The organism is Bacteroidota bacterium (assembly GCA_017303905.1).
Taxonomy (GTDB): Bacteria; Bacteroidota; Bacteroidia; order B-17B0; family Aurantibacillaceae; genus JAHEYG01.
Map to the genome: position 1 here is coordinate 55,348 of JAFLBH010000004.1, position 21,168 is coordinate 76,515.

Annotated in this window: 20 protein-coding genes; 12 read left to right on the plus strand and 8 right to left on the minus strand. The window is 36.4% G+C overall.

Annotated features, from left to right (window positions below; translation table 11 throughout):
* Positions 1 to 16: 16 nt before the first annotated feature.
* A complete protein-coding gene (locus J0L69_13535; GenBank protein ID MBN8694211.1) occupies positions 17 to 694 on the minus strand; it encodes a protein-L-isoaspartate(D-aspartate) O-methyltransferase in 678 nt (225 codons plus the stop codon).
* A 102-nt stretch (positions 695 to 796) separates the two neighbouring features.
* On the opposite strand from J0L69_13535, the gene J0L69_13540 reads away from it, so the two are divergent.
* The 5 genes from J0L69_13540 to J0L69_13560 all read left to right on the plus strand — a co-directional run bounded on the left by J0L69_13540 (position 797) and on the right by J0L69_13560 (position 4,993).
* Positions 797 to 1,756, plus strand: a complete 960-nt coding sequence (locus J0L69_13540) for a Gfo/Idh/MocA family oxidoreductase (GenBank protein ID MBN8694212.1) — start codon at positions 797 to 799, stop codon at positions 1,754 to 1,756.
* 48 nt (positions 1,757 to 1,804) lie between these two features.
* Positions 1,805 to 2,647, plus strand: coding sequence for a hypothetical protein (locus tag J0L69_13545; GenBank protein ID MBN8694213.1), 843 nt, complete (start codon positions 1,805 to 1,807; stop codon positions 2,645 to 2,647).
* Entirely contained in the window at positions 2,648 to 4,069 is a 1,422-nt protein-coding gene (locus J0L69_13550; GenBank protein ID MBN8694214.1) for a sugar transferase, read from the plus strand.
* Between the two features lie 86 nt (positions 4,070 to 4,155).
* Positions 4,156 to 4,350 (plus strand): hypothetical protein, encoded by a 195-nt coding sequence (locus J0L69_13555; protein ID MBN8694215.1) that lies wholly within the window; start codon positions 4,156 to 4,158, stop codon positions 4,348 to 4,350.
* A gap of 7 nt (positions 4,351 to 4,357) precedes the next feature.
* Positions 4,358 to 4,993, plus strand: coding sequence for a methyltransferase domain-containing protein (locus J0L69_13560; protein ID MBN8694216.1), 636 nt, complete (start codon positions 4,358 to 4,360; stop codon positions 4,991 to 4,993).
* Here the strand turns inward: J0L69_13560 and J0L69_13565 are convergent.
* The 4 genes from J0L69_13565 to J0L69_13580 are packed head-to-tail and all read right to left on the minus strand — an operon-like array spanning position 4,990 to position 10,210.
* Positions 4,990 to 6,126 carry a hypothetical protein gene (locus J0L69_13565; protein MBN8694217.1) on the minus strand — a complete coding sequence of 379 codons (1,137 nt, stop codon included), beginning with the start codon at positions 6,124 to 6,126 and terminating at the stop codon, positions 4,990 to 4,992. The genes J0L69_13560 and J0L69_13565 overlap by 4 nt on opposite strands.
* Before the next feature lie 58 nt (positions 6,127 to 6,184).
* On the minus strand, positions 6,185 to 7,051 hold the full coding sequence (locus J0L69_13570) for a DUF4249 domain-containing protein (protein MBN8694218.1): 867 nt from the start codon (positions 7,049 to 7,051) through the stop codon (positions 6,185 to 6,187).
* Positions 7,052 to 9,496, minus strand: coding sequence for a TonB-dependent receptor (locus J0L69_13575; GenBank protein MBN8694219.1), 2,445 nt, complete (start codon positions 9,494 to 9,496; stop codon positions 7,052 to 7,054).
* Between the two features lie 12 nt (positions 9,497 to 9,508).
* Positions 9,509 to 10,210, minus strand: coding sequence for a hypothetical protein (locus J0L69_13580; GenBank protein ID MBN8694220.1), 702 nt, complete (start codon positions 10,208 to 10,210; stop codon positions 9,509 to 9,511).
* 129 nt (positions 10,211 to 10,339) lie between these two features.
* On the opposite strand from J0L69_13580, the gene J0L69_13585 reads away from it, so the two are divergent.
* Genes J0L69_13585 through J0L69_13600 form a run of 4 tightly spaced genes read left to right on the plus strand, consistent with a single transcriptional unit; the run spans position 10,340 to position 15,464 of the window.
* Positions 10,340 to 11,719 carry a serine hydrolase gene (locus J0L69_13585; GenBank protein ID MBN8694221.1) on the plus strand — a complete coding sequence of 460 codons (1,380 nt, stop codon included), beginning with the start codon at positions 10,340 to 10,342 and terminating at the stop codon, positions 11,717 to 11,719.
* 2 nt (positions 11,720 to 11,721) lie between these two features.
* On the plus strand, positions 11,722 to 12,375 hold the full coding sequence (locus tag J0L69_13590; GenBank protein MBN8694222.1) for a YdeI/OmpD-associated family protein: 654 nt from the start codon (positions 11,722 to 11,724) through the stop codon (positions 12,373 to 12,375).
* A complete protein-coding gene (locus J0L69_13595) occupies positions 12,344 to 13,141 on the plus strand; it encodes a class I SAM-dependent methyltransferase (protein MBN8694223.1) in 798 nt (265 codons plus the stop codon). Before J0L69_13590 ends, J0L69_13595 begins: the two co-directional genes overlap by 32 nt.
* A 34-nt stretch (positions 13,142 to 13,175) precedes the next feature.
* Complete coding sequence (locus J0L69_13600) at positions 13,176 to 15,464, plus strand: cation:proton antiporter (GenBank protein ID MBN8694224.1); 2,289 nt, start codon at positions 13,176 to 13,178, stop codon at positions 15,462 to 15,464.
* Here J0L69_13600 and J0L69_13605 read toward each other — a convergent pair.
* Genes J0L69_13605 through J0L69_13615 form a run of 3 tightly spaced genes read right to left on the minus strand, consistent with a single transcriptional unit; the run spans position 15,461 to position 16,816 of the window.
* Positions 15,461 to 15,748, minus strand: coding sequence for a thiamine-binding protein (locus tag J0L69_13605; GenBank protein MBN8694225.1), 288 nt, complete (start codon positions 15,746 to 15,748; stop codon positions 15,461 to 15,463). The two genes, J0L69_13600 and J0L69_13605, sit on opposite strands and share 4 nt — an antisense overlap.
* Before the next feature lie 4 nt (positions 15,749 to 15,752).
* Positions 15,753 to 16,160, minus strand: a complete 408-nt coding sequence (locus J0L69_13610) for a hypothetical protein (GenBank protein ID MBN8694226.1) — start codon at positions 16,158 to 16,160, stop codon at positions 15,753 to 15,755.
* A 5-nt stretch (positions 16,161 to 16,165) separates the two neighbouring features.
* Positions 16,166 to 16,816 (minus strand): orotate phosphoribosyltransferase, encoded by a 651-nt coding sequence (locus J0L69_13615; protein ID MBN8694227.1) that lies wholly within the window; start codon positions 16,814 to 16,816, stop codon positions 16,166 to 16,168.
* Between the two features lie 44 nt (positions 16,817 to 16,860).
* Between J0L69_13615 and J0L69_13620 the strand changes: the two genes are divergently transcribed.
* From J0L69_13620 to J0L69_13630, 3 genes are all read left to right on the plus strand, one after another.
* Positions 16,861 to 17,478 (plus strand): NUDIX domain-containing protein, encoded by a 618-nt coding sequence (locus J0L69_13620; protein MBN8694228.1) that lies wholly within the window; start codon positions 16,861 to 16,863, stop codon positions 17,476 to 17,478.
* Between the two features lie 42 nt (positions 17,479 to 17,520).
* Entirely contained in the window at positions 17,521 to 18,423 is a 903-nt protein-coding gene (locus J0L69_13625) for a universal stress protein (GenBank protein ID MBN8694229.1), read from the plus strand.
* Between the two features lie 490 nt (positions 18,424 to 18,913).
* Complete coding sequence (locus tag J0L69_13630) at positions 18,914 to 21,067, plus strand: MMPL family transporter (GenBank protein MBN8694230.1); 2,154 nt, start codon at positions 18,914 to 18,916, stop codon at positions 21,065 to 21,067.
* Positions 21,068 to 21,168: the final 101 nt, after the last annotated feature.

A 21,168-nucleotide genomic window follows, 5' to 3' on the forward strand; every position in this document is an offset into this window, starting at 1 on the left:
TGTTAAACAGTGATTATCAGACCTTGTTTTGAAGTAGAGGTACAAATTTAAACTTGCCTAAAACCTGTCTTTCGAAGGTTGTTTCGCTCGTTTTCTTAAGAATATACATTTCCTGCTGTTCCCCCTCTCCAATAGGAATTACCATAATGCCGCCGGTTTTTAGCTGAACCAATAAATCATTGGGCAGATAAGGTGCGCCGGCCGTTACAATTATTTTATCAAATGGTGCGTGTTGCGGCAAACCTTTATACCCATCACCGTAAAAAAAACGGACTGATTTGTAACCGAGGTATGGAAGAAACAATTTTGTTTTATCGTATAAAGATTTTTGACGCTCAATGGTAAAAACTTTTGCGCCCATTTCAACTAACACGGCTGTTTGATACCCGCATCCACTTCCTATCTCCAATACTTTCTCTCCGCTTTTAATTTCCAATTTTTCGGTTTGAAAAGCAACTGTAAAGGGATGTGAGATGGTTTGACCCGCGCCTATTGGCAACGCTTTATCCGAATACGCATGTTCTAACATGGCGGGACGGGCTGTACTTTGGTCAAAAAACAAATGACGCGGAATTTTCTCAATGGCTTTTAATACAGCCTCATCTAAAATTCCCTTTAATTTGAGCTGCTCAACCAACCTTCTTCGCTTTCCCTGAAAAAGATACTCGTCTTCTTTACTTACGTGATAAAACACTTTTTTTGTTTAGATTTCAAATTTAAGGGGCAATTCAGTTATCTTTTAAACTATTAAATTTTATTGCTAACAATTAAACTTTAAAACATATTTTTGCTTTGGATGATAAAAATTGGAATAATCGGTTTAGGCCACCTTGGTAAAACTCACTTGAAACTTTTACAAGAGATCGATGGATTCGAAATTGTTGGTCTTTACGATATCGATACTCAATTAACGAATGATTTAGCAAAACAATTTAATTTACGCGCTTGCAACAGCTACCGGGAGTTGCTTGAAATCAGCGAAGCCATTGATATCATTACCCCAAGTGTTACTCACTTTAAACTGGCAGCATTTGCCCTCGAACAAGGAAAGCACGTATTTATTGAAAAACCTGTCACCCCGACAGTAGAGGAAGCTTTGAAGCTTTTGATGCTAAACCAAAAAAATGCAGTTATTCAAATCGGACACGTGGAGCGTTTTAATCCCGCTTACACTTCATGTGTTTCTCTATTTAAAACACCACATTTAATTGAATTTAAACGCTTTGCTATTTATAACCCGAGAGGCACTGACGTATCTGTAACACTCGATTTAATGGTGCATGATTTAGATATATTGTTAGATATTGTAAAAAGTCAGGTAAAAAACATTACAGCTCATGGCCGTACAGAAATTAGTAATAGCTCGGATGTAGCCGAAGCCACTCTTGAGTTTGAAAATGGTTGTATCGCCACACTCATCACTAACAGAAACGCTTCCTATAACCAAAGAGAAACAATTGTATATCAGGATAATAACATCATTCAAATTGATTTACTTCATAAAAAATCCATTGTAACTGAATTTAAGAATCTAACTAAAACCAATAGTGATTCTTTGCGAAACTCAAAGGATACAGATGTGTTAATAAAATACCCGAATATTTCCCCTTCTAACGCAATAAAAGACGAGTTAATAGCGTTTCATAAGAGTATAACAACAGGTGAAAAGCCGGCCGTTACTCTTGAAGAAGCGATTGAGGTTTTAAAAATGGTGCAAATCATTGATGAAAAAATACTCAATCAGACGATAAAATAACTTCCTCAATAAGTAAATGTACCTTACTTTTGCGCCTTTAAATTTTATATGAGGTTATTGAAATATTTTTTACTCTTTATTTTATTTTACGGCTGTACCAAAGACAAATACAAAGCACCCGATGCTTTTTTTGTGAAGCCGCAAACCATTGCTGTGGCAACTAACACCCTACAAGGAAGTACCAGTCATAATATTACCGACATTTGGTATTACATTAACGGACAATTTAAAGGAGCGTATCCAGTTGGAAATATCATGCCTTTTCCTGTTTCAGGAAATAATACTTTAAGCTTCTTTGCCGGCATAAAAAACAATGGAATTTCGGCTACCCGCCAACCCTACGAGTTTTATCAGCCAATTATAATTGACACAGCTGTTGAGCCAGGTGTTACCGTTAATCGAAATTTTACGTTTAAATACAAAGACGCTTGTGTATTTCATTGGATTGAAAGTTTTGAAGGCTATGGAACCACAACCGGTATTACAATTCAGAATTCCATCAATACAGATACGACTTATCAAATTTTGAATTCAGCAGCAAGTGCGTTTGAAGGTACTAAATGCCTTTATGCGGCGCTTGATGATGATCACCCGATTTTTCAGTGTCAATCTACAGCCTCGTTTACATTACCAAAAGGTGGCGCACCGGTTTATTTAGAAATGAATTATAAATGCAATCAACCTTTTGATGTTGGTGTGTACAATGGAAGTAGCTTTACTTATGTTTCATCCGTGAACTCAAGTGATGGCGAATGGAAGAAAATCTATATCCAATTGAGTGCGGGCGTTACTATTAATCTCGCAGCAACTGCCGGATGGTTTATGAAGGCTGTTAAACAAACAGATACACCACAAATTTATATCGACAACATCAAGATCATCAGTTACTAAATGAACAAAACGGTACATACCATAAAATATGTGTTGTTCGATTTCTTCTCGGCTTCAACGGCATGGACCGCTTTTTACCTGTACCGTAAAAACTTTATCGATCCGTTCAAAATAGGCACAATGCCGGATGTATTGTTCGATACCCAATACTACAAAAGCATTATCATCATTCCTCTACTCTGGATATTGTTTTATTATTTAGTTGGAACTTACAACAATGTCTTACGCCGTTCACGTATTAACGAATTTGTGCAAACTTTTGCAGTTTCATTACTTGGCGTTACGGTTTTGTTCTTTGCGCTCTTATTAGATGATTATGTAACGAATTATAAATTCTACTATAAACTCTTTTTTGCCTTATTCGGATTGCATTTTATAATCACCGCTTTCTTCCGTTTAATTTTATCGAGTATTACCAATTACAAAATCGCGAACCGAAGTTTTGGTTTCAGAACTGTTATTATCGGTAGCAATGAGCGCGCATTAAGTACTCTTAATGAAATTAATTCCTTGAAAAAAGGAATTGGCAATACGTTTATAGGTTACGTACACATTGAAGGTAAAAACGGTTACTCGGAGGTGTTAAAAAAACAATTGCCTCACTTGGGTGAATATCATGAGATAAAGGACATTATTGAAAAAAACAATGTTGAAGAGGTAATCATTGCCCTCGAAACTTTTGAACACGAATACTTAAAAGCCATTGTTAACGAGCTAAGCGATCTTGGCGTTGTCATCAAAATTATTCCGGATATGTACGATATTTTATCCGGACAGGTGAAGATGAATTCCATATTCGGAACACCACTTATCGAAATTAAAAACCAAATCATTCCCGATTGGCAAATTGCCGTGAAACGTTTTATTGATGTGTTCTTATCATTATTCGTGTTGGTGTGCTTCAGCTGGTTGTATTTAATCCTAATTCTTGCCGTAAAACTTTCTTCTAAAGGTCCGGCATTTTTCAAACAAGTTCGCGTAGGTATTCATGGTCGCCCGTTCTACATTTATAAATTCCGAACTATGTATTGCGATGCCGAGAAAATGGGCCCTGCTCTATCCAGCGAAAATGATCCTCGTGTTACTAAGGTCGGACGCTTTTTACGCAAGGTAAGACTGGATGAAATGCCTCAGTTTTTAAACGTTCTAAAAGGCGATATGAGTTTGGTTGGACCTCGTCCGGAAAGACAATTCTTTATCGATCAAATCGTACAGCGTGCGCCGCATTATAAACATTTGCATAAAGTAAGACCGGGTATCACCTCATGGGGACAAGTAAAATACGGTTATGCGGAGAATGTTGACCAAATGATTGACCGCTTAAAGTTTGATATTTTATATATTGAGAACATGAGTCTCCTACTCGATTTCAAAATTCTGGTTCACACCATTCTTATAGTGATTCAGGGAAGAGGAAAATAGCTCACTTTTCCTTCCGAATTATTCGTTCCGATAAATCAGTTTTCTTAACTATATTTACTTTAATTAATCTGTATAAACTAATAATTATGAAAAAATTATTTATTTGTTTGACAACGCTTCTTGTCATTTCTTGTAGCCAAGAGAATACTAAGGAAGAAGAAAAATCAACTAAGGAGCCCCAGGTAATTTGTGATACCATAATTGAATCTAATTTTGATTCGCTTGGGAATGAAATGTTAACTAAAAAATGGCATTGTGATACCATAAAGGAAAAGCAGTAATCCGGACTTGAATAAAAATCAAATAGCCGTCGACATCTTTAACAAATACGCTCAGCAATACAGTGAGCGTTTTATGGATGTAAGTTTATACCATAAAACTTTTGATTCTTTTTTATCCCGATTACCACTAAAAAAAGCTGAACTATTGGAAGTGGCTTGCGGTCCGGGTAACATCACAAAATATCTTCTATCTCAAAATTCTGAATTGAAGATAACAGGCACCGACCTTGCACCACAAATGATTGAAATTGCAAAGCAACATAACCCTACTGCTTCGTTTAAATTATTGGATGCGCGTGAAATCAAATCACTCAATAAAAAATTTCACGGTATCATGTGCGGGTTTTGCTTTCCTTATTTTTCAAAAGAAGAAGCTTTGCGTTTCATTCAGGATGCAGCTACTGTATTATTGAAAGATGGTGTTATTTACATTAGTACCATGGAAGATGATTATTCTAAATCCGGCCCGAAAAAAGGAAGTCAGGGTGATGAGATATTCATGCACTTTCATGAAGCGGCTTATTTAACAGAAGAGCTCCTCAAAAATGGTTTCACAAACATTGATACACATCGTTTAGAAAGCAAAGGCACAGATGGCTTAACTTATACGGATCTTGTTTTAATCGCTAAAAAAACAATTTAATAATTAGTTGGGTGATTGTATTGTGTTGCAAAATACCAAATACCAACACCTACGGCAACTATACCTAATACCAATAATAAAATTTTAGCCGTACTCCATGGTCGTTCACCTTGTACCTCTCCTGTTCTGGCATTAATCATAAAACGATATACTTTATCATTGTAGCGGTAAGCGCTTAACCAAACCGGTAGTAAGATGTGTTTAAACTTAATATCATTATACTGATTATTTAAAGATAAAATTTGTTGTTCGTCACCTCCAATATCACTTCTTACGCTCGAGCGAATAGTACCATCCATTCTACCCTTTGCTTTTTCAAATCCGTCTTTTAAATTAACCTGGTAACTCTCACTTACAAATCCGCTTAAATATTTATCGTTGAAAGCTTTCAATTCATGTAAATCCCAAGGTTCTAAATCATGTGCCATTTTTTCCGGCAATGAATGTGAAGCTACAATTAACACATCATCAAATTTATTGTAAACCGTTCCACTGGCTGATGTCCAACGTGTTTTACGCACCTGTCGTGTTTGTCGTTTTCCTTGAGAGTCGGTATACGTCTCCGTTACGTAATAATGATCGCCGCGCATACCGCTGTATTGACTAATTGTATTGGTATCATAGGTCCAGTAAGGCATGTAAATACCATTCAGTTTTTCGGCGCTGTGTTGAGCGTATTCCTTTAATTTGTTTGGAGCAAACCATAAACCTCCTACCCACTTCACAAAACATTCATTCGCGCCCTTCCTCTCTATTTTAAAAGGCAATAAATAACTAGGCTTAATGATGCTGGATGTTGTAGCATTCTTCACAACTAATGGCGTATCGCAATACGGACAATTACTTGCTGTAATATTTTGACCAAGAGTAGTTGCGGCACCACAGTTATCACACTTTACAGTACTTACTTCTTGTTTATCTTCCTTGTGAGCTTGCTCATTTAAAAAACTCTCAAAATCATTTTCAACAACAGCTGTGGCAGCTTCAGCACCTTCATGAATATCATTCTTGGCGCCACAATACTCGCAATTGAGATGCTCAGTACCGGGCAGGTATTTTAAATTGGCACCACAGTCTTTACACTTAATAAAGTTGCCTACCTCGGCTGTTTTTTCACTGAATTCGTTGCTCATACTCTTTGTTGTTGCTTGTTTAATTATTGATGTTTAGTTTAACATCTAACATCATAACCTATTTTGGTATAACTAAAGTATCAAAACTTGGCGAATATCCAAAGAATCCTCCAACAACGTCTTGCGATTCAAACGTGCTCATAATATTGGAAGGTGAAGAAAACGGATTTCCGTTGCTGGATTTATTGAGGTAATAAGAATTCCAGAATAAATATTCTTTCCTTCCTATAGTACAAAACTTCACTACAACCGTATCGCCTCTTTTATAAAACCCACGCTCAGGATCATCATTGTATTCTTGTATCTCATTAGGTTGCGGACCTCTTTCATAACCAAACTCAAAGGATTTACCATCTACAAACTTATCATCAAACACCGAACTGAATGGCGCGGCATATAAATCGTCTTTATTTAATCTTGTAGCAAACCAACGGTAGTTATTGCCAAGTCCCGCCGGCTCTGTTAAACGTGCCCACATAAAACCTAAACTATCTTGTTCGCCTTTAAAAAACAAACTATCCAAGGCGATCGGAGGATTGATAAAAGTATCGGCTGTATAAGTCTTCCCGTTTACTGTTACTGTTAAGTAATACAATTTCCCAACCTGCCCTGTGATTTTTGTACCAACATAAATGTAACCAGTGTTGGGATCTAACTCTTTTAAAGTATCGGTAATAGTTCCGTCACTAACGGTTATAAAAGCTCCCTTTACAAAAGCATTTCCGGGCTGACTGAAATCAAAGTCGCCAAAGAATGGAACCGACCACGACAAAAGCACAATTGGAAATCCATTAGTTTCTATGCTCGCTTCTACTATCAGTTTTTGTTTGTACTCGGGTAACTTTACATCAATATCCTTTCGGCAGGAGGTGAATATGACCGCCAAAACAAATACGATGAATGAATATATAACTAACTTTTTCATTTAAAATTTAAAATTCCAGGTTACACTCGGTAAAATCGGAAATAAAGAAACCTGTCTGGCAGTTACCTTTAAATTTCCATTCATAAAATCACCTTCGCGTTTATAATAAATAAAATAAGGATTGTAACGATTATAAGCATTGAAGATGCTGAGCGTATAACTATTCTCGAAATTTTTCATCCATTTTTTCGGAAGCTCAATGGTATTAACATCCTTTCCTTTCCTGGTGTAACGTTTCACTAATCTTTCCCGTTTCCTTAACAAATGCTTCTCTCTGTCGGGCGTAAACGTAATATTTAAATCCATGCGGTGATATGCCGGAAATTCATAGGAATTACGTAATCCATAATCATAACTTACACTTCCTTCATAAATAAAAAATCCGCCGGGTAAAGTTCCTCTGTTACCGGTTCCGTAAACCCAAATCAAACCGAAATTCCATTTTTTACTATGATCATAGGTTAATACCAAGGAAGCATCATGTCTTCTGTCGTATTTCGCTAAATACTTTTGTCCGTAGTTAATCTCATTAAATTGTCGCCATGTCCACGATAATGTATATCCAATCCAACCTGTAAACTTCCCTACACTTTTCTTCACAAAAAATTCAGCGCCATAGGCCCAGCCTTTTCCGAAGGTGAAAGCATTATCCGGATTATCATACACATTATCGGATGGTTGTGCGCCTTCCTTATAATCCACCTGATTTTGCATGGTTTTGTAGTAAGCTTCGATAGAAGTCTCAAATTCATTGTCTTTAAAATTTTTGAATATTCCTATAGCATACTGATCAGAAATTTGTGGTTTAATCACTTCCGTGCTCGGCATCCAAACATCAGTTGGTAAACTCACCGACGACATTGTTGCCAAGTGTATGTATTGATAATTGTGAGTATAAGATGCTTTAACAGATAAGGATTTGGTAAATGCATAACGGAGTGATAAGCGCGGCTCCAATCCGTAATAATCAACCACCTTTTTACCCTTTTTATAAATGATGGTATCAGCAGGCTGTCCCACTTGCGCTTTAATATAGCGTGTAAACGGACCAAACTGCTGGAAATAACTAAAGCGCAGCCCTGCATTTACTTTCAGTTTTTCGGTAATCTCCCAATCGTCACCTGCATAAATAGCAGCATCGTGTGAATACAATTTAATAATGTTTCCTAAGTCAAACTCTGTATCGCCTTGCTTTGCTGAAACGCTGGTAGGAATAAACGTATGGAAAATATAATTTAATCCTACTTTTATATTGTGGCGCGGATTCGGAAAATAATTGACATCGTACTTAAAATTCCAATCTTTTATTCCCGACTTAATAGTCATTTCAAAATTATCTTGCTCTGCACCAAACGCGAAATCATAATTTGTAAATATGACTGAAGCGTTAGAAAATAACTTCGAACTAAATAAATGGTTCCAGCGTAAGCAGGCTGTTGCATTTCCCCAGGGAATAGTTGTTTTAAAATCCGCTTCCGTATCATTAAACTTAAAGATATCACGTCCGAAATAAGAGCTGAAAAACAAACGGTCTTTATCCGAAAACTTATAATTGATTTTAGCATTCAAATCATAGAAGTAATAAGTGGTGCCTGCAAATTCACTACCCGGTTTAAAGAATGGTTTCGAAAGCACATCGATGTAAGTACGGCGCGCACTGAAAACAAATGAAGAAACATCCTTTTTAATAGGACCTTCAACTGTTAATCGTGAAGCTATCACGCCTATTCCGCCTGTAGCATGAAAAGTTTGGTTGTTCCCTTCTTTCATGGAGATATCAAGCACCGACGAAAGTCTACCCCCGTATTGCGCCGGCATACCACCTTTAATTAAGTTGACATTTTTAATCGCATCACCATTAAACACCGAGAAAAAACCCATTAAGTGAGAGGCGTTATAAACAGGCGCTTCATCCAATAAAATTAAATTTTGGTCAGGGCCACCACCACGAACATAAAAACCGGAATTACCATCGCCCGCTGATTTCACACCCGGAATAAGTTGAATGGTTTTTAAAACATCCACCTCCCCCATAAAGGCCGGTAATTTTTTAATGTCAGCCATATCCAGATTAACGGAACTCATTTGAGTAGAACTCACATTTTTATCGGGATTGTCAGTACTTACCTCTACTTCCCCTAATTGATTCTCACCCGGATTTAAATTGATATTAATAGAAGTGTTTTTATTTAACTCAATGGTTTGCGTTTGCGTTTCGTATCCCAGAAAGCTAAACACTAAAGTATATTTCCCTTTCGGAACTGTAATGGAATAAAATCCGTATTGATTGGCGGAAGTAGCTTTGTTTATTTCCTTAATAAGGATGGTTGCTCCCGGTGTACTCTCACCGTTAGATTTATCTTTAATATAACCGCTGATACTGAAATTTTGAGCATAGACTTTGCTTATCAACAAGAGAACAACTATCCAACTTCTTAACTTCAATTTAAAGATGCATTAAGCACTCGCTTTTTTCTTCTTGAATCCGTAATAGAAACCAAAACCAAAAGAAACATATCCCATATTCGCCTTATTACGAATTTTTTCATAATTCTTCCAGCCATCCAAACGAGGTAATTCCGGATTGAATTGCTGTAATGTCATGTTATAGGCGAGAAAAATACTGAAAGCGAAATTATCTTCCACCAAAAAATTAATACTGGCTTCCGGTCTTACAAACGCTGTGGTAAATGAAGTAGGAATATTTTTATACATACTATCCTTCACCGCTACAGTTCCGGTATAAAAATTATAAGAAGCGCCTGTACTTAAACTTAAAGACCAAAAACTTTTTGGTCCTGCCGGTTTATCGTAATGAAAGGCTAATACACCATTATGCATTTGCTGACGGGTATTAATGTTCCGTCCGTATACATCTCTAAATTCGGTAGTCGTATTAAAAAGTGCATTTTGATAACCGACACCTAAACAAAAGTTATTAAATAAACGTAAGGTTATTTTTAAACCTCCATCGTAAAGTCCGTTAAAACTCACACGATACGCCTGACTGCCCACTACTTTTGGAACACCAATGAAAGCACGAACTGCTACCCTAGGCAAAAGCTCTTTATCTTCTTGTGCAGGTAATATTGCACCAAAAGCCATTAAGAAAATAAGGATTAGTTTTAGAGCTCTCATCTGAACCTTAAAAATACTCATTTATTAATAAATTTTACCATTTATACTAAATAAAAAAATGGCATTTCTTTTATTTATTTCTTTACTTTAAATCTAAGTATGAAACGCCTTTTTACCCTATTTATTTTCTGCCTTTTTACCTTTTTTGGAATGGCTCAACTGGCCTCCAAAGAAACGCATGAAAAAACGGCAGCCATCCTATTGAAAGAATATAACGCACAGAATTACAAAGGCATTTATAAGCTTCTGGATGCGGATTTTAAAAAACAAATTTCAGAAAAAGAGCTGGGCGATTTCTTTAAACTTAATATTTACGATCAGTATGGCGCGATGCTTTCCATTCAGCACAGCGACTATAAAGGCAGCATGCACCTATTTGTAGCGGAATTTAATAATGGGAAAATGGATCTTCAACTCAGCTGTAACGCGGAAGAAGAAATTACCGGTATGGGTTGGACCATACATGAAGAAAAGTTACCGAAAGTTCCGGTGCTAAACAATGGCGAATTACGAAGCGACAATCCTTTATCTAATCAACTGGAGTTACAAATAGATTCTATTGTGAAAAAGTACTATGAAAACAACAGTGTTTGCGGATTAAGTATTGCAGTTTACAATGGAGAAACTACCAAATTTTACAATTATGGTGAAGTTGCCAGAGGAAAAAACGAATTACCCAATTCAAAAACCATTTATGAAATTGGCTCCGTAAGTAAAGTTTTTACAAGCATCCTATTGGCGCAGGCCATAACCGAAAAAAAAGTAAACGCCAACGACCCGCTTAAAAAGTATTTAGGCGATTCGTATAAAAATTTAGCCTATAAGGGTAAACAAGTTGAATTGGTTCATTTGAGTAATCACACATCGCGCATTCAGCGTATTCCCTCCGATTTAACCACACAAAAAGGTTATGATGCCTCCAATCCCTATAAGCATTATACCAAAGAAATGCTTCTCAATTACATTTCTACAATCTCAATTGACACGTTTCCTGGTTTAAAAAACGAGTATTCTAATCTTGGTGCTGCCTTGCTGGCGGTAACCTTAGAAAAAGTGTATAATAAAACCTATGAAAACCTGGTAAAAGAAAAAATCACATCTCCTCTTAAAATGAATGACACTAAAATCACTTTAAACAGCGAGGATGAAAAACGCTTTGCAGAAGGACATAATTCGTACGGACAAACCACTGATAAATGGGATTTGGGGGCATTTTCGGGAGCCGGCGGCTTACGGTCGACCAGCGAGGACATGATACAATTTGTAAAGGCCAATTTAAAAGATACTGTGCCCGCACTTAAATTATCGCACTACTCTACTTTTAATAACGGACGCGATCAAGTAGCTATGGGCTGGCAACTAGTTACCACTAAAAAAGGAAATGAATTAATTTGGCACAACGGAATGACCCAGGGCTTTTCCAGTTTCTGCGGTTTGATTAAAAGTAAAAATGTTGGGGTGGTTGTGTTAAACAATACCGGCTTGTCGGTTGATCAAATTGCCATTGGAATTTTAAAAATGTTACAATAAAAATGGGAAAAACGGATACACGCGTCGAATTATACATCAGTAAATCTGCGCCTTTTGCACAGGAAATTTTATGGCATCTAACAGAATTAGTTCACGAAGTTTGTCCGGATGCCGAAGAAACCATGAAATGGAGTTTTCCATGCTTCATGTATAAAGGAAGTATTTTATGCAGCATGGCCGCCTTTAAACAACATTGCGCATTTGGTTTTTGGTTAGAATCGAAAATGAAAGATCCCAAAAAGATTTTATCACGCGGAAAAGCAAAAAACGGAATGGGTTCGCTGGGAAAATTAACAAACATCAAAGATTTACCGAGTGATAAAATTCTGAAAGATTACATTAAGGAAGCCATGAAACTGATTGATACGGGTGTAAAACTAAGTAAGAAGCCCGATGATAAAGAAAGGAAAGCTTTAGTTATACCCGATTACTTTAAGAAGGCTCTTAGTAAAAACAAAAACGCCCTACATACTTTCGAAAATTTCAGTCATGCGAATAAAAAGGAATATATAGTCTGGATAACAGAAGCTAAAAGGGATGAAACCAGACTAAAAAGAATGGAAACTGCCATTGAATGGATGGCTGAAGGAAAAATCAGAAACTGGAAATACATTAAAAAATACAATGAAAAACGAAGATTACTTAAAATACAATAAAGAGTCGTGGAACGCGCGCACCGAACATCATTTTAATTCGGGCTTTTATGAAGTAGATGCTTTTAAGCAAGGTAAGAATATGCTAAACAGCATAGAATTGGATTTACTCGGCGATATAAAAGGTAAAAGCGTTTTGCATTTGCAATGTCATTTCGGACAAGATACTTTAAGTTTAGCGCGAATAGGGGCTAAAGTTACCGGCGTTGATTTTTCGGAAGAAGCCATTAAAAAAGCCAAACAATTAAACGATGATTTAAAATTAGATGCCCGTTTTATATGCTGTGACGTGTATACATTACCACAACATTTAAACGAGCAATTTGACATTGTATTTACATCTTATGGTGTGATTGGTTGGCTACCGGATATGAATAAATGGGCCGGCGTAATTTCCCATTTCCTGAAACCCGGAGGGAAATTTGTTATGGCTGAATTTCATCCTGTGGTGTGGATGTTTGATAACGATTTCAGTAAAGTAGAATATAATTATTTCAAAGCCGACGCCATTGTGGAAACCGAAAATGGCACCTATGCCGATAAATCCGCACCTATTAAAACAACAACCATTAGCTGGAACCACGGACTTGCAGAAGTTTTGGAAGCTTTACTTAAAAATGGTTTAAGATTAAATAAGATTCAGGAATTCGATTATTCGCCCTACCCTTGCTTTAATCATGTTGTAGAAACTGAACCCGGTAAGTGGCACATTAAGCACATTGGAAATCGAATTCCGATGGTTTATGCATTAGTGGCTGAAAAGTTGTAGAAAAGACTCATTTCAGGCATTTAATTTCATACATTTGAATTGTAAAACTGAAGTGGTAAGAAAAACTAAAAACATTGGCTTTTTTGTAATAGTATTACTGCTATGTTTTTTATCCTTTTATTTCCTTCTTCATTCCGGAAAATCTCTTGAAGAAGGCAAAAATATTCTCCCAAAGCAATCAGTTTTTTCTCTCATTGATGAATTAAACTATATTTTCAAGGAAAACATTACACACCCTTTTGCAATTTTATTATTTCAGATTTTTTCAATTCTTTTCACTGCAAGAACCTTTGGTTATATTTTCAATAAACTTGGTCAGCCAACCGTTATAGGTGAAATAATAGCGGGAGTTGTATTAGGCCCTTCCATATTAGGTGTATTTTTTCCTGAAGCCAGCTTATTCCTGTTTCCTCCAGAATCTTTGGAGAATCTTCATTTATTGAGTCAAGTTGGATTAGTACTATTCATGTTTGTTATTGGAATGGAACTTGATCCTAAAATCTTAAAGAGTAACACATCGAAAATTGCTGTCATAACTATTACCGGAATTACTATTCCGTATACATTGACTATTTTATTGTCCTATTTTATTTATGCTGAATTCGCGCCTGAAGGAGTCAGTTTTTTATCATTCTCTCTCTTTATGGGAGTGTCCTTAAGTATTGCGGCTTTTCCTGTTCTTGCAAGAATTATTCATGAACGTAATCTAACTAAAACAAAAATCGGAAGTTTAGCATTAACAATTGCCGCGGCTGATGATATTTTAGCATGGTGCATTTTAGCAGTTGTCATTGCTATCATAAAAGCAGGAAGTTTGGCAGGCTCTGTATTTACAATAATGTTTGCGGCCTTCTATTTATTTATCATGATTAAATTAGTACAACCTTTCCTCAGAAAATTTGGTGAGGTTTACTCTAATAAAGAATCCCTTAATCTTAATATCACAGGTACAATTTTTGGTATATTATTACTCTCATCATTAATCACTGAATCTTTAGGTATTCATGCTTTATTCGGAGCTTTTATGGCAGGAGCCATTATGCCGCCTTCGGTTAATTTTAGACGCCTAATCATTGAAAAAATTGAATCGATTTCCCTTGGACTTTTATTGCCATTGTTCTTTGCTTTTATAGGTTTAAAAACAAATCTTGGATTGTTAAACAACTTACACCTTTATGAGGTAACATTTTTACTTATAGCTACAGGTATAATTGGAAAGTTTGGCGGAAATATGCTGGGGGCCAAGATAGCTGGTTACAGCTGGAAGGATAGTTTAAATCTTGGTGCCTTAATGAACACACGGGGTTTAATCCAAATTGTCATAATTAGTGTTGGTTACGAGTTAGGAGTTTTTACACCCGAATTATTTGTTATGATGGTTTTAATGGTTATTGTGACAACATTTATGACCGGACCTTTACTTGATATTTTTAAGTTTGTTTATAGGAAAGACGGTGATGAAATTCCACTCAAAACAAAAAACAAATTCAAAGTATTGCTTTCTTTTGCCAATCCCGGTAGTGGTAAAAAACTGGCAAGAATCGCTAACTTAATTTCAGGTTACTCGAAAAACTCAACTGAAATTATGGCTTTGCACGTAACGCCAACTGCTGATATCACCGCTTACCAACTTGCAGAGTACGAAAAGGAGAGCTTTAAACCCATTAAATCAGAAGCACTAAAATTAGGCCTCACCATTAAAACCAATTATAAAGTAAGTAACGATGTGAGCGAAGAAATTTTAAGTGATGCTAATTCCGGTCATTATGATATAATGTTGGTGGGCGTCGGACAATCCGTATTTGAAGGAACTTTGCTTGGTCAATTCATAGGTATCACCGCCAATGCTTTAAATCCGGATAAATTAATAGGAACACTCACGGGAAAAGGCGGGATTTTTAAAACATCAAATATTCTTGATGAAAAATCAAATGCCTTCATCAATAATAGTAAAATTCCCGTAGGTATTTTTATTGATCATAATTTAGACCAGGTAGAAAAAGTACTAATGCCGGTGGTTTCAATAAGCGATGTTTTTCTTTTATTCTACGCTAAAAAAATAATCCGAAACAGTAACGTTCAAATTACCATAGTGGATTTGAACGGCATCATTGAAGCCAACACCGAACTAAAAGAGGAAATAACAAACCTTGAAAACTACGCGCCTGGAAATTTCCATTTAATAAACCGTCAGAACTGGCAGATGATTGAGTTTTACAATCATCACTTGGCCATTTTAAGTATTGATGGATTTAAATTATTATCGGAAGACATTGTGATGGGTGAAAAGGAAACACCTTCCTTCCTTTTAATCCGACCTTAATATTTTTCTAATTTTTCCTCGAAAAACACATCACGGTTAGCCGCATGTATTTTTATATTAATGAGAATTTCGTTTGAATTTTGTAGTGCAATAGTTTTAATGCCGTCAATTAAGGCAAATACATCTGAGCTTTTTCCTTCAACCACTGTTTCAAAAGGACAAACCTTATACTTTAATCCGCTTTTCTGAATTAACAAAATGGCTTTATCTACCACATCCCATCTTTTCTGTTCAGTATCTATAGGCAACAGTTGAATGGCCGCGTTAATGGTATAATCACTCATACTTTTATTTTAATTGCGATAATTTTAATGCCATAGTATTCACCAAATGCGTGAGCGGTTTTTCAGCCATCATTTTTATAAAAGGATTGATGTCGCCATGCAACTTCACGGTGCATTGTCCGGTTGCATCGGCTTCGCCATTTAATTCGGCCTCCAACAAAAAATTGAATTTGGCTAATCCTTCTGATTCAAAAATGATTAAGGAATAAGGTTTCTTCTCTTTAAACTTCACCTTTAAAGGCGTTACACCCCGTATATTAAAGCTGCAACTTTCGGCATCACATTCAAAATTTTCGACCTTATCTTCAGGCATAATAGCCGCGAAGTTTTTGAAATCGGCCAAAAACTCATAAATGTGTTTTAAAGTACTTTGGGTAGAATGCGTATCGCTAACGATGGTAAACTCAGCCACGATAATTAATTATTTACAACGCCCCAGTTGGCAGGATCTTTACGCCATTGCTTTAATGACTCCACATCCTTCTCATCAATGTAACCTTTTTTCAAAGCTTCATCAATAAGTACGTTATAATCGGTTAAAGTCTTTACAATAATATTCGCCTTTTTGAAATTATCGGCTGCCTCATCAAATCCATAAGTAAAAATAGCTACCATGCCTTTAACCACACAACCTGCTTCTTTCAAAGCGTCAACTGCTTTTAAACTACTGCCTCCGGTTGAAATTAAATCTTCAATCACAATAACACTTTGTCCTTTCTCAACAACACCTTCAATCATATTCGTTAAGCCGTGTTTTTTAGCTTCGCTGCGAATATATACAAAAGGCAATCCCATTTCTTGTGCAATTAAGGCGCCTTGAGCAATTCCTCCGGTAGCAACACCTGCAATTACGTCCGGCTTACCGAAATGTTTGTTGATGGTGTTAACATATTCCTGACGGATATACGTACGAATTTGAGGATAAGATAATGTTTTACGGTTATCACAATATATTGGCGATTTACGCCCGCTAGCCCAGGTAAATGGTTTATCCGGACTTAACTTAATAGCTTTGATTTGTAATAAAAATTCGGCAATTTTAAACGCCGAGTCGTCAAATGAGGTCATGGGCACAAAATTAGCCTTATAAAAGGCTTTAGAAAGAGATTTTTATGAACAAAAAAATTTATTTCAATAATGCATATATTCTCTTAACACAAGAGACAATTCAACCTTCGGGCAATCAATTAATTGTAGATACCTCTAAAGTTACGGATGATTTTTGGCAGCTTTCTTTGCAAGAATTTATTCAACAAAACACCAAACAGGATTTGATTTTTCTTTGCAAAAACGTAGATTCTTTTTTTGAAAAACTAAAGACACAATTTGTTTACATTGAAGCGGCAGGCGGACTCATCACACAAAAAAATAAATTTCTTTTCATCTATCGTTTGGATAAATGGGATTTACCCAAAGGCAAAATAGATACGGGCGAAAAACCACCTCAAGCCGCTATTCGTGAATGTGAAGAGGAATGCGCTATTACAGGACTTAAGATCGTAAAAGAACTACCTTCCTCCTACCATATTTATCCCTATAAAGGGAAATACGCCCTTAAAATCACGTATTGGTACTTAATGAATAGTACACATTCAGGAGAGCTCATTCCGCAAACCGAGGAGAATATTGAAAAAGTGGAATGGATGGATAAAAACGCTATACATTCTATTGTAAAAGAAAACACATATCCGTCAGTTTTAGACTTGATTTCGGTCAGTATTGATAATTAAAAAATAAACTTATATTTAACCTAATTAAAAAACACAAACACTATGATACATTTTAAATCAGGCAAAATTTTAATTCCGGTAGATTTTTCGGATACCTCATTATTAGCCATTAAACATGGAGCCTTTTTAGCGAAATATACTAAAGGCGATTTATACCTATTGCACGTTATTAATAAGCAGTATGAACATTATGCTGTCGTAGAACAACCTATGCATATTGATGGACCTGAAAAATTTGAACAAGCTGCAACTAATAAATTAAACTTTTTAGCCAATCAGATTAAAGATGAATATGGAGTAACCATTAACACAATTGTGAAAATGGGAAATCCTACCAAAGAAATCATTGCTACCGAAAAAGAAATTGGTGCGGATATGGTGGTAATGGGCACTCATGGCTATTCACCGATTGAAGAATTTGTAATCGGAAGCAACACTTTAAAGGTAATTACCAAAGGAAGTGTGCCGGTTATGACCATGAGTCAAAAAGCGAAGAAATTCGGTTACACAAACATTTTATTACCTATTGATACATCAGGACACAGTCGCCAAAAAGTAACTTACGCCATCGAATTAGCTAAAACATTCAGCGCGCACTTACACGTTGCAGGAATTTTAGGGGCCGATGATGTAAATGAAGCAGCAGGTATGGGTGTGGTAATGAATCAAATTAAAGAATTAGCAAAAAAACAAAACGTAATCGCCACCAGCGAAATTTTGAAAGATGTTAAGAACCGTGCAAAGGCAACGATTGCACAAGCCGAAAAAACCAAATCTGATTTAATCATTATTATGACGGATCAGGAAGCGGAAATCAGCGGTTTCTTCTTAGGTCCGTATGCGCAACAGGTCATTCATCATTCGGATATTCCGGTGATTGCCATTACGCCTGAACAAAACACCGATTCAGACGTTAGCATTATGTCAGGCACATCAGGAATTTAAATTCCTTTCTAATCATAATGTCATTTCGAGCGTTAGTGAGAAATCTGTTTCCATGATAGATTCCTCCCTCCGGTCGGAATGACATTTTTTATTACTGTCAGTTCGAGCGTAGTCGAGAACTTGGTAATTGTCATTTCGAGCGTTAGCGAGAAATCTGTCTTCATGATGGATTCCTCCCTTCGGTCGGAATGACATTTTTTATTACTGTCGGTTCGAGCGTAGTCGAGAACTTGGTAATTGTCATTTCGAGCGTTAGTGAGAAATCTACTTTCCTGATAGATTCCTCCCTCCGGTTGGAATGACATTTTGTTTAAAATGCATTTTTATTTCATCACATAAGCCGTAACTTTAAGCCATCAAAAATCAGAAGTCATATTACATTTTTGTTATCATTTTTGTTATCGGATTTTCAGTACTCTGCGGCTTCAAAATCTCAAGCCTTAAATTCGATTACGACTTCGAAGCTTTTTTTCCGAATGAAGATAAGGAGTTGGAGTTCTACGAAAAGTACCGCCACAATTTCGAGTACGACAATGAATTCGTATTAATTGCTCTTGAAAACAAAAACGGCATCTTTAATAAAAGTTACCTCGAAAAGGTGGACGCGCTTACCAACGACTTAAACCAATTAAGCTACGTTAAGCAAGTTATTTCACCAACCAATTTAAAAATGCTTAGTCTTGGCGGACTCGCTCCGGTTCAAACCAAAGTATTGCATTACGATAATCCCGATTTGTATAAAGATGACAGCACCGCCATTTACAGCTCAGGAGAATTTGTTGGTTCTTTCTTTCCGAAGAATGCAAAATCACTCAGCATTTACATTAAAACCCGCGACGAACTCAGTAAAGTAAAATCCGATTCTCTGGCAAATCAAATCGTAGCATGTATTAACAAATACAAATTCGACGACATCCATTTTGTGGGCAGAATTTTCGCGCAGGATGTGTACTTACAAAATCTTCAAAAAGAATTTGTGTACTTCCTCACTATTTCTTTTGCCTTAGTCATTATCTTCCTTTGGTTTTCCTTCCGAAGTGTTTACGGCATTATTGTTCCTATCTCTATAGTTCTTATTTCTATTTTCTGGACCTTAGGCATCATGGCTTTGATTGGTAAACCTATTGATTTAATGTCGGTGATGCTGCCTACCATGGTATTTATTGCCGGCATGAGTGATGTGGTGCATTTCTTTTCCAAATACTTCGAAGAGCTATCTAAAAACACCGAGCGCAGCAAAATTTATCCTCTCATTTTAAAAGAAGTGGGCTTCCCTACTTTCCTTACTTTAATCACCACACTGGTTGGATTTTTATCGCTCTTATTTTCGAGCATACAACCCATCCGTGATTTCGGAATTTACACCTCAGTGGGAATTGTAATTGCTTTTATCTTAAGCTACACCTTGCTTCCAGCGCTTTTATTTTTCTTCACGCCTAAAAAACTGGTAAGCGTGCATGGCCACGACAATAACACTTATAATGTGATGCGTAAAATGCTCTTCTGGATATTCAGAAACCAGAAAGCCATCGTTGCCATCACTGTTTTACTAATTATTACCTCCGTTGCCGGGATTTATAAAATAAAGGTGAATAATCTATTGTTAGATGATTTAAGCAATGGTGTAAAAATCAAACAAGACTTTAACTTCTTCGATAAAGAATACAGCGGTGTTCGTCCGCTCGAAATACAAATCACCGTAAAGGATACCGGCAAAAACGTTTGGGATTACAGCATCATTAAACAGTTGAACGGACTTGACGAATTCATTAAGAAAGAATATGGGGCAGGATTTTTGTATTCACCTGCTTCGCTGGTAAAGTCGCTCAACAAAGCTTTGAATGATAATGCGGGTCTGACTATACCGAATGAAGAAGACTTTGAAACCATTACCAAGGAATTAAAAAACAACAAAAAGAACAAAGACATCAAGCGTTTGGTGAGTGCCGATTTTAAAACCGCGCGCATCAGTGCAAAAATTCAGGATGTGGGCAGTAGCATTGTAAAAGAACACAATCAAAAATTAAACGAATATGTAGCGGCAAACATTAATGCCAAAGAATTAGAAATAACAGTTACAGGAGCGGCGCATTTGGTAGATTTGAATAACGATTACATGGTAGAAAACATGATGCAGGGCTTTTTGTTTTCGATTATTGTGATTGTCATCCTCACTTACTTTTTACACCGCAGCTGGAGAATGGTATTGGTATTTATTTTACCGAATGTTATTCCTTTAGCCATTATGGCGGGCGTGATGGGCTTTATGGGCATCGAATTAAAATCGGCCACTTCTTTGGTGTTTAGCATTGCTTTTGGTGTAGCTACTGATGACACCATACACTTTATATCGCGTTTAAAAATAGAATTAGGTTACGGCAAGAGTTTAATGTACGCTTTTAAGCGCACCTATTTTGAAACAGGAAAACCCATATTGCTCACCACTTTCATTTTAATGGGAGGATTCATGAGTTTAATGATCAGCGATTTTCAGAGTACTTATTATTTCGGTTTTTTAATTTGCGTCACCATTATCATTGCCGTACTCGCCGATATCTTTTTACTGCCGGTAATGCTATTTGCCATTTTGGGCGGGAAGAAGAAAGAACTACCGAATGAACAAAACCCTGTTCAAAACCCATAATCCTTTAACACAATAAGCGTTCAAATTGTAATAGCTTTATATAAAAGTAATTTGAATGATTAAATGAATACTCAGGAACGTTTACTGGATATTGTGATTTA